Annotated in this window: 4 protein-coding genes, 4 tRNA genes and 1 pseudogene; 7 read left to right on the top strand and 2 right to left on the bottom strand. The window is 49.9% G+C overall.

From position 1 onward, the window contains the following. The first annotated feature begins 277 nt into the window (after positions 1 to 277). Both murB and birA read left to right on the top strand, forming a co-directional pair. On the top strand, positions 278 to 1306 hold the full coding sequence (murB, locus tag OGV75_RS02225) for a UDP-N-acetylmuramate dehydrogenase (protein WP_047359268.1): 1029 nt from the start codon (positions 278 to 280) through the stop codon (positions 1304 to 1306). Further along, positions 1303 to 2265 carry a bifunctional biotin--[acetyl-CoA-carboxylase] ligase/biotin operon repressor BirA gene (gene birA, locus OGV75_RS02220; RefSeq protein ID WP_047359269.1) on the top strand — a complete coding sequence of 321 codons (963 nt, stop codon included), beginning with the start codon at positions 1303 to 1305 and terminating at the stop codon, positions 2263 to 2265. The genes murB and birA overlap by 4 nt, the downstream gene beginning before the upstream one ends. Before the next feature lie 32 nt (positions 2266 to 2297). Here birA and coaA read toward each other — a convergent pair whose 3' ends face one another. Continuing rightward, complete coding sequence (gene coaA / locus OGV75_RS02215; RefSeq protein WP_003031107.1) at positions 2298 to 3248, bottom strand: type I pantothenate kinase; 951 nt, start codon at positions 3246 to 3248, stop codon at positions 2298 to 2300. Positions 3249 to 3537: 289 nt separating this feature from the next. Beyond that, positions 3538 to 3618, bottom strand: a pseudogene (locus OGV75_RS02210) (hypothetical protein); the annotation flags it as partial. 19 nt (positions 3619 to 3637) lie between these two features. Here OGV75_RS02210 and OGV75_RS02205 point away from each other — a divergent pair. The 5 genes from OGV75_RS02205 (at position 3638) to tuf (ending at position 5379) form a co-directional block, all read left to right on the top strand. Then, positions 3638 to 3713, top strand: a tRNA-Thr gene (locus OGV75_RS02205). Between the two features lie 8 nt (positions 3714 to 3721). Further along, a tRNA-Tyr gene (locus OGV75_RS02200) sits at positions 3722 to 3806 on the top strand. Positions 3807 to 3920: 114 nt separating this feature from the next. Next, positions 3921 to 3995, top strand: a tRNA-Gly gene (locus OGV75_RS02195). Positions 3996 to 4000: 5 nt separating this feature from the next. Continuing rightward, positions 4001 to 4076: transfer RNA gene (locus OGV75_RS02190), tRNA-Thr, on the top strand. A gap of 118 nt (positions 4077 to 4194) precedes the next feature. Then, the gene (gene tuf, locus OGV75_RS02185; RefSeq protein WP_003031109.1) at positions 4195 to 5379 is read left to right on the top strand and encodes an elongation factor Tu; all 1185 of its coding nucleotides are present in this window, start codon (positions 4195 to 4197) and stop codon (positions 5377 to 5379) included. Positions 5380 to 5381 lie beyond the last annotated feature (2 nt).

Here is a 5381-nt window from a genome sequence, read left to right as displayed (position 1 = left end):
CATGCGAGAGTAGGGAACTGCCAGGCATCAAACAAGTGAAGAAGCCCATCCTGCCGGATGGGCTTTTTTGCGTCTGCAGGAAGTGAGAACTGCCGGATGCGGCGTGCCGCCTTATCCGGCCAGCGTCTGTTATTACCGGATACAGCGCCTGTAAACCTTATTCTGCCTGTGATTGCAGCCTCATCGGTTGCAAAGCAACATCCTAAGCTTCCATAACACAAGCCATCCCGCTGCATATACGGTAAACTAAGCGCGATTTTGCATCAGGAAAGCGTCTATGAATCACTCCCTTAAAGCCTGGAACACCTTCGGTATCGATCAACAAGCTAATGTGCTTGTCTGTGCTGAAAATGCGCAACAACTACTAAATGCCTGGCAATCAGCCAATGCATCACATCATCCAGTGCTAATCCTGGGCGAAGGGAGTAACGTCCTGTTTCTTGATGCCTTCCATGGAACGGTGATCGTCAACCGTATCAAGGGAATAGCGATTACAGAACAACCTGATGCGTGGCATTTGCACGTAGGCGCGGGTGAAAACTGGCATCATCTGGTAGAGCATACGCTGCAGCAAAGCATGCCCGGGCTGGAAAATCTGGCGCTGATCCCCGGCTGCGTGGGTTCATCGCCAATCCAGAATATTGGTGCCTATGGCGTAGAACTGCGGCGCGTCTGCGAATACGTGGACTGCGTAGAGCTTTCGACCGGCAAACATCTGCGCGTCAGCGCCGCAGAATGCCGATTTGGTTACCGTGACAGTATCTTCAAACATGAGTATCAGGATCGTTTTGCGATTGTAGCTGTTGGTCTGCGCTTACCTAAACAGTGGCAACCCGTTCTCACATACGGTGACCTGACGCGTCTTGATCCTGCCACGGTAACGCCTCGGCAGGTTTTTGATTCTGTTTGCCATATGCGCACCACAAAACTGCCCGATCCAAAAGTAAACGGGAATGCGGGGAGTTTCTTTAAAAACCCGGTTGTCACCGCGGACATTGCGCAGGAGCTCCTGGTGAAATTCCCGACTGCACCTCATTACCCGCAGGCTGATGGCTCTGTGAAACTGGCTGCTGGCTGGCTTATCGATCAATGTCAGCTAAAAGGCATGCGCATTGGTGGCGCAGCGGTACATCAGCAGCAGGCACTGGTGCTGATCAATGCAGGCCATGCTACGAGTCAGGATGTGGTGCAACTGGCGCATCACGTACGCCAAAAAGTCGGTGAGAAATTCAATGTCTGGCTTGAACCGGAAGTCCGGTTTATTGGCCCACTGGGTGAAGTGAATGCCGTGGAGATCGTTGCATGAAGGATAATACCGTCCCCCTGACGCTTATTTCATTATTAGCCGATGGCGAATTTCACTCTGGTGAGCAACTCGGTGAAAAGCTGGGAATGAGCCGTGCGGCAATCAATAAACATGTCCAGACGCTACGTGACTGGGGTGTTGATGTATTTACTGTCCCTGGTAAAGGATACAGCTTACCTGAACCTATCCAGCTATTAGATTCATCACTTATTTATTCTCAGCTGGATGGCGGGAATATAACGGTCCTGCCGGTTATCGACTCAACCAATCAGTACCTTATGGATCGAATTGGTCAACTGGAGTCAGGGGATGCCTGCGTCGCTGAGTATCAGCAGGCCGGTCGTGGTCGTCGTGGACGTAAATGGTTCTCTCCCTTTGGCGCCAATCTGTACCTTTCAATGTTCTGGCGACTGGAACAAGGACCGGCAGCCGCGATTGGCCTGAGCCTGGTGATTGGTATTGTCATGGCTGAGGTTTTACGCGATCTGGGCGCGGATAAAGTACGTGTTAAATGGCCGAACGACCTCTATTTGCTCGACCGTAAACTGGCAGGGATCCTGGTTGAACTCACCGGAAAAACGGGCGATGCCGCACAGATTGTTATTGGGGCGGGTATAAACATGTCTATGCGTCGGGTTGAGGAGAATGTGGTTAATCAAGGCTGGATTAATCTGCAGGAAGCGGGTATTACCATTGACCGCAATACTCTGGCTGCCCGGCTGATCCGAGAGCTGCGCGCTGCCCTGGTACTGTTTGAGCATGAGGGCCTGGCGCCGTATTTGTCCCGCTGGAGGGCGCTGGATAACTTTATCGACCGTCCCGTTAAACTCATTATTGGTGATAAAGAAATATTTGGCGTATCTCGTGGAATAGATGCGCAAGGTGCATTACTACTCGAACAAAATGGCGTGATAAAAGCCTGGATGGGTGGGGAAATATCGCTTAGAAGCGCTGAATAATAAGAAGGGGAGCTATGGCTCCCCTTTATTTTTTATTTTCGTAATCTGACTTGCTCAACGGCATGATTGGCGCTTTTCGTCATGATTAAGCTGGCTCGCTCACGCGTTGGTAAAATATTCTGTTTTAAATTCAACCAGTTGATTTCTTTCCATAGCGATGTAGCCGTGTTGATTGCCTCGTCTTCCGACAATTTCGCATAGTTATGGAAATAAGAGTCTGGGTTGGTAAATGCCCCTTCGCGGAATTTCAGGAAGCGGTTGATATACCACGTCTGGAGTAATTCTTCTGGCGCATCAACATAAATAGAAAAGTCGACAAAGTCAGAAACAAATACATGATGTGGATCGTGAGGATAGTCCATCCCGCTTTGTAATACATTGAGCCCTTCGAGGATTAATATGTCGGGCTGGGCAACGGTTTTGTCGCCATCAGGGATCACATCATAGATCAGATGAGAATAGACCGGTGCTGTAACGTTGGGGACGCCAGACTTTAAATCGGAAACGAATTTAACCAGACGGTGCATATCATAGGACTGAGGAAAGCCTTTCTTCTTCATGAGCCCACGATCTTTCAACACCTGGTTAGGATGAAGAAAACCGTCAGTAGTGATCAGCTCAACCTTACGATGCTCGGGCCAGCGACTCAGCAACGCTTGCAACACACGTGCAGTCGTACTTTTGCCGACGGCGACGCTGCCAGCAATGCTAATAATATAAGGAATACGCTCGCCGTTGGTGCCTAAAAATTGCTCCAGCACAGCCTGACGCCGCAGGTTCGAACTGATGTAAAAATTTAGCAAACGCGATAATGGCAAATAAATCTCAGCAACTTCTTCCAGCGATAAGTCTTCGTTAATGCCTTTCAGACGAGCAATCTCTTCCTCGGTCAGAGTCATCGGCACGGAATCACGAAGCGCAGCCCACTGGTTGCGATCAAACTGTAGGTAAGGCGACGTTAACGCTTGCTCTTTTATACTCATACGCATGGTCTGGCTGTCATTGCTATATCAGGTCTGCGGTAAAAAACGAAATCATCCCCGGTACGCAATGGCACGCACATTTCAGTTAATTTGGACAATGGGCAGGAGGGTAACACCAGATGGGAGGGAATAATAAGAAAAAATCGTCCCCTGAAACGCAATGTGACGGCTATTCCAGATGTATAAAGATGCACTTTCTCTCTATTGATAACGGCATGCTGGAGCAAAATGCCTTCTGGGAGCGCGGCTGACGTTGGAAATTTGTTCAATTCGAAGAAGAAATAGATTATTTATCGGTCGTATAGCGCAAAATGTGAGCGATAGAACATTTTATGCAATTTTTTAGTTGCATGAGTGCGCATGTCTCCATAAAATGCGCGCTACTTGATGCCGACTTAGCTCAGTAGGTAGAGCAACTGACTTGTAATCAGTAGGTCACCAGTTCGATTCCGGTAGTCGGCACCATCAAGTCCGGTGGGGTTCCCGAGCGGCCAAAGGGAGCAGACTGTAAATCTGCCGTCACAGACTTCGAAGGTTCGAATCCTTCCCCCACCACCACTTTCTGGCAGCGTTATCGCCGCCTGAGTTGGTTAAAAAATTAATCAGCTCGAATAAAAAAGAGAGAAATCTCTTTTTTATTACAGAAAGAACTGGGTAGCCGAGTTTCAGGATGCGGGCATCGTATAATGGCTATTACCTCAGCCTTCCAAGCTGATGATGCGGGTTCGATTCCCGCTGCCCGCTCCAGACGTGCTGATATGGCTCAGTTGGTAGAGCGCACCCTTGGTAAGGGTGAGGTCCCCAGTTCGACTCTGGGTATCAGCACCACTTCACTTCTCCTTCCCGTTTCTCTCTGTTTACTTTTAAAAGCATTCAACAGCTCAGGCATATGGCCTGGTTGATGTGGTGATATCACCGATTTATCCGTGTCTTAGAGGGACAGTCGATGTCTAAAGAAAAATTTGAACGTACAAAACCGCACGTTAACGTCGGTACTATCGGCCACGTTGACCATGGTAAAACAACGCTGACCGCTGCAATCACTACCGTACTGGCTAAAACCTACGGCGGTGCTGCTCGTGCATTCGACCAGATCGATAACGCTCCGGAAGAAAAAGCTCGTGGTATCACCATCAACACTTCTCACGTTGAATATGACACCCCGACTCGCCACTACGCACACGTAGACTGCCCGGGCCACGCCGACTATGTTAAAAACATGATCACCGGTGCTGCGCAGATGGACGGCGCGATCCTGGTTGTTGCTGCGACTGACGGCCCGATGCCGCAGACTCGTGAGCACATCCTGCTGGGTCGTCAGGTAGGCGTTCCGTACATCATCGTGTTCCTGAACAAATGCGACATGGTTGATGACGAAGAGCTGCTGGAACTGGTAGAAATGGAAGTTCGTGAACTTCTGTCTCAGTACGATTTCCCGGGCGACGACACTCCGATCGTTCGTGGTTCTGCTCTGAAAGCGCTGGAAGGCGAAGCAGAGTGGGAAGCGAAAATCATCGAACTGGCTGGCTTCCTGGATTCTTACATCCCAGAACCAGAGCGTGCGATTGACAAGCCGTTCCTGCTGCCTATCGAAGACGTATTCTCCATCTCCGGTCGTGGTACCGTTGTTACCGGTCGTGTAGAGCGCGGTATCATCAAAGTTGGTGAAGAAGTTGAAATCGTTGGTATCAAAGAGACTGCTAAGTCTACCTGTACTGGCGTTGAAATGTTCCGCAAACTGCTGGACGAAGGCCGTGCTGGTGAGAACGTTGGTGTTCTGCTGCGTGGTATCAAACGTGAAGAAATCGAACGTGGTCAGGTACTGGCTAAGCCGGGCTCTATCAAGCCGCACACCAAGTTCGAATCTGAAGTGTACATTCTGTCCAAAGATGAAGGCGGCCGTCATACTCCGTTCTTCAAAGGCTACCGTCCGCAGTTCTACTTCCGTACTACTGACGTGACTGGTACCATCGAACTGCCGGAAGGCGTTGAGATGGTAATGCCGGGCGACAACATCAAAATGGTTGTTACCCTGATCCACCCAATCGCGATGGACGACGGTCTGCGTTTCGCAATCCGTGAAGGCGGCCGTACTGTTGGTGCGGGCGTTGTTGCTAAAGTAATGAGCTAATT

Source organism: Citrobacter sp. Cb028 (genome assembly GCF_030336705.1).
Lineage (GTDB): Bacteria > Pseudomonadota > Gammaproteobacteria > Enterobacterales > Enterobacteriaceae > Citrobacter > Citrobacter braakii.
This window is presented reverse-complemented; position numbering and strand designations above follow the sequence as displayed.

Excerpts from the sequence above, each read along its gene's own strand:
- murB (WP_047359268.1), top strand. The coding sequence starts at position 278 with ATGAATCACTCCCTTAAAGCCTGGAACACCTTCGGTATCGATCAACAA.
- birA (WP_047359269.1), top strand. The coding sequence starts at position 1,303 with ATGAAGGATAATACCGTCCCCCTGACGCTTATTTCATTATTAGCCGAT.
- coaA (WP_003031107.1), bottom strand. The coding sequence starts at position 3,248 with ATGAGTATAAAAGAGCAAGCGTTAACGTCGCCTTACCTACAGTTTGAT.
- tuf (WP_003031109.1), top strand. The coding sequence starts at position 4,195 with ATGTCTAAAGAAAAATTTGAACGTACAAAACCGCACGTTAACGTCGGT.